The 3,358-nt window shown below is 74.3% G+C and carries 4 protein-coding genes and 1 pseudogene; 4 read left to right on the top strand and 1 reads right to left on the bottom strand.

The window, feature by feature from the left end:
- The first annotated feature begins 63 nt into the window (after positions 1-63).
- The 4 genes and pseudogenes from ribH to ADY01_RS41685 form a co-directional block, all read left to right on the top strand.
- A complete protein-coding gene (gene ribH / locus ADY01_RS34255; protein ID WP_049580679.1) occupies positions 64-549 on the top strand; it encodes a 6,7-dimethyl-8-ribityllumazine synthase in 486 nt (161 codons plus the stop codon).
- A 33-nt stretch (positions 550-582) separates the two neighbouring features.
- Positions 583-855: a phosphoribosyl-ATP diphosphatase gene (locus tag ADY01_RS34250; protein WP_049580678.1), complete on the top strand. Its 273-nt coding sequence runs from the start codon at positions 583-585 to the stop codon at positions 853-855.
- Positions 856-924: 69 nt separating this feature from the next.
- Complete coding sequence (hisG, locus tag ADY01_RS34245) at positions 925-1,773, top strand: ATP phosphoribosyltransferase (protein WP_049580677.1); 849 nt, start codon at positions 925-927, stop codon at positions 1,771-1,773.
- A 95-nt stretch (positions 1,774-1,868) separates the two neighbouring features.
- Positions 1,869-2,168: pseudogene (locus ADY01_RS41685) on the top strand (PH domain-containing protein); the annotation flags it as partial.
- Here the strand turns inward: ADY01_RS41685 and ADY01_RS34235 are convergent.
- The coding region (locus ADY01_RS34235) for an AAA family ATPase (protein WP_324613473.1) at positions 2,131-3,358 on the bottom strand (1,228 nt) is incomplete at its 5' end. The pseudogene ADY01_RS41685 and the gene ADY01_RS34235 sit on opposite strands and share 38 nt — an antisense overlap.

Below are 3,358 nucleotides of genomic sequence, written 5' to 3'. Positions count from 1 at the left end.
ACCCACGAGCCCTCCACCTCCCCTACCTCCCCCGAACCCCGAAACCCGAACGAAGGAGACAGCGTGAGCGGCAACGGCGCTCCCGAGCTGAGCGTGACCGACGGAGCCGACCTGCGGGTCGCGGTGGTCGCGGCCCAGTGGCACCAGACGGTGATGAACGGGCTTCTCGACGGCGCGATGCGCGCCCTGGACGAGCTCGCCGTCCCCGAGCCCACCGTGGTCCGCGTCCCCGGCAGCTTCGAACTGCCCGTCGCCGCCCGCGTCCTGGCCGGACGCGGCTACGACGCCGTCGTCGCCCTCGGCGTCGTCATCCGCGGCGGCACCCCGCACTTCGACTACGTCTGCCAGGGCGTGACCCAGGGCCTCACCCAGGTCGGCGTCGACACCGGGGTCCCGGTGGGCTTCGGCGTGCTCACCTGCGACACCGAGCGCCAGGCGCTCGACCGCGCCGGCCTGCCCGGCTCCTCGGAGGACAAGGGCCACGAGGCGGTCACGGCCGCCGTCGCCACCGCCGCCGTGCTGCGCGCGGTGCCGGAGCCCGCGCGCTGAGCCACTCGGGTCAGGCCGTAGGGTAAGAGGACCATGGCCAACAAGACATTCGACGAGCTCTTCGCCGAGCTTCAGCAGAAGGCCGCCACGGGCGACCCGCGCACCTCCAGGACCGCCGAGCTGGTCGCGTCCGGGGTCCATGCCATCGGCAAGAAGGTCGTCGAAGAGGCCGCGGAGGTGTGGATGGCGGCCGAGCACGAGGGCGCCGACCGCACCGCCGAGGAGATCTCGCAGCTGCTCTACCACCTCCAGGTGATGATGGTGGCCCGCGGCATCTCCCTCGACGACGTATACGCTCACCTCTGACCCGTTCGGCCGTCACCCTCCGGACGGCCCGGGCGGCCCCACCGCACCCGCACGAGAAAGCCTGGAGCCATGCTGCGCATCGCCGTTCCCAACAAGGGGTCCCTCTCGGAGCCGGCGGCGGCGATGCTCCATGAGGCGGGCTACCGGCAGCGCAAGGACCGCCGCGAGCTGGTCCTCATAGACGTGGAGAACCAGGTCGAGTTCTTCTACCTGCGCCCCCGCGACATCGCCGTCTACGTGGGCTCGGGCCGCCTCGACATCGGCATCACCGGGCGGGACCTCCTGCTCGACTCGGGGGCGCACGCCGAGGAGATCATGCAGCTCGGCTTCGCCGCCTCCACCCTCCGCTACGCGACGCGCCCCGGCACCGTCACGGAGGTCGCGGAGTTCGGCGGGCTGACCGTCGCGACCTCCTTCGCCGGGGTCGTCGCCAAGCACCTCGCCGACCACGGCGTGGACGCCTCCGTCGTCCACCTGGACGGGGCGGTCGAGACCGCCATCCAGCTGGGCGTCGCCGAGGTCATCGCCGACGTGGTGGAGACCGGGACCACCCTGCGCAACGCCGGCCTCGAGATCATCGGCGACCCCATCCTGGACTCCGAGGCCGTCGTCATCCGCCGCCCGGGGGACAGCTCCCAGGAGGCCAAGGTGCGGCAGTTCCTGCGCCGCCTCCAGGGCGTCCTGGTCGCCCGCCGCTACGTGATGATGGACTACGACATCCGCGCCGAGCTGGTCGACAAGGCCGTGGCCCTCACCCCGGGGCTCGAATCGCCCACCGTCTCCCCGCTGCACGACAAGGGCTGGGTCGCCGTCCGCTCGATGGTCCCCGTCCAGGACGCCCAGCGGATCATGGACGAGCTCTACGACCTCGGCGCCCGCGCCATCCTGTCCACCGGCATCCACGCCGCCCGCCTGTGACCACGCCCCGGGAGGGCGCGCGCGAACCGGCGGGCACGCCCGCGCTGCCGCCGCTTCCCCTGACGATCCGCCCGGTGGTCACCCGCGTCGTGCTGATGGCCATCGGCGCCGTCGTCTTCGCCGTCCTCACCCTGATCGCCGCCCTCCTCCCGGCGGGCGGCGCGATCAGCTGGAGCCTGGGCGAACGGGCCCTGGTCTCGGCCGCCGGCCTGCTCGTGTGGGGCGTGCTGGCACTGCTCAGCCGCCCCAGGGCGGTGGCCGACCTGGACGGCGTGACGGTCGTCAACCTCACCACCACCCGCCGCCTCGCCTGGGCCGAGGTCGTGCGCGTGACGCTGCGCCCCGGCGACCCGTGGGTCACCCTCGACCTCGCCGACGGCACCGTGCTGCCGGTGATGGCCGTCCAGCCCGGCGTCTCGCGGCGGCGCGCCCTCGCCGACGCCCGCACCCTGCGCGCCCTGGCCGAGGCCCACGGCACCGCCTCCCCGCCGACCGCCCGCTAGCGCGGACCGCGCCGCGCCCCCCGCCGCGGCCCCACGCCAGCGGCGGCAGCTCGTCGTCCTCCTCCTGCCGCCCGCCCCGCCCGGCGAGCACCTCGCCGTACGCCTGCATCAGGTCGGGCAGCCGCAGCGTCGCCAGCTCCTGCCGCGTCGGCGCCGAGGCCGCCTCCGACAGGCGCATGTCCCGGAACGCGCAGCTCGACTCGTACAGCGTGCGCAGGAACCGCCCGTTCCCCAACTCGTCGATCCACCCCTCGCCGACCACGTGCTCGCCGATGCTGCGCAGCTCCTCCAGCGCCTCGGCGTCCCAGGCGTCGCCGTGCTCCGCCGCCAGCAGCTCGCCGATCGCCGTCAGCTCCGCGGGCTGGTAGCTGGGGAACTCCACGCGCGCCGAGAACCGCGAGCTCAGCCCGGGGTTGGCCGACAGCAGCCGGTCCATCCCCGCCGGGTAGCCGGCCAGGATCACCACCAGGTGCTCGCGGCTGTCCTCCGCCCGCTTCAGCAGCACCTGGAGCGCCTCGTCCCCGTACGCGTCGCCCTTGCTGTAGCCGGTGTGGACCAGGCTGTACGCCTCGTCGATGAACAGCACCCCGCCCAGGGCCGAGTCGATGAGCCGGTTCGCCTTCACGGCCGTCTGCCCCAGGAACTCCCCGACGAGGTCGGCCCGTTGAGCCTCGATCAACCGGTCGTGGCTGAGCACGCCCAGCGCGTGGAAGATCCGCCCCAGGATCCGCGCCACCGTCGTCTTGCCCGTGCCCGAGGGCCCGGAGAACACGAAGTGCCGCTTCGGCGGCTGCACCGGCAGCCCCTGGCCCGAGCGCAGCCGCGCCATCCGCAGCTGCGCGGACATCGCCCGCACCTGCTCCTTCACCGGATCCAGGCCCACCATCCGCTCCAGCTCCGCCAGCGTCCGCGCCAGCAGCTCCGGGTCCGGCGCCGGAGGCAGCGCCCGCGCCAGCCGCGGCGACAGCCCGTGCCCGGCCGCCAGGCCCGCCCCGGCGGGCCGCTCGCCCGACGGGGGCGCCGCGGACGCCGGTGAGGGCCCGGTCCCCGCGGGGGAGGGCACCCGGCGCACCTCGGGGAAC

The organism is Streptomyces sp. SBT349 (genome assembly GCF_001083795.1).
In the GTDB taxonomy this organism is placed as follows: domain Bacteria; phylum Actinomycetota; class Actinomycetes; order Streptomycetales; family Streptomycetaceae; genus Streptomyces.
Note: the sequence above shows the minus strand (reverse complement) of the source record. Positions and strands in the feature narration are given on the sequence as shown.

Coding starts and splice junctions, on each gene's coding strand:
- ADY01_RS34250 (WP_049580678.1), top strand. CDS start 583: ATGGCCAACAAGACATTCGACGAGCTCTTCGCCGAGCTTCAGCAGAAG.
- hisG (WP_049580677.1), top strand. CDS start 925: ATGCTGCGCATCGCCGTTCCCAACAAGGGGTCCCTCTCGGAGCCGGCG.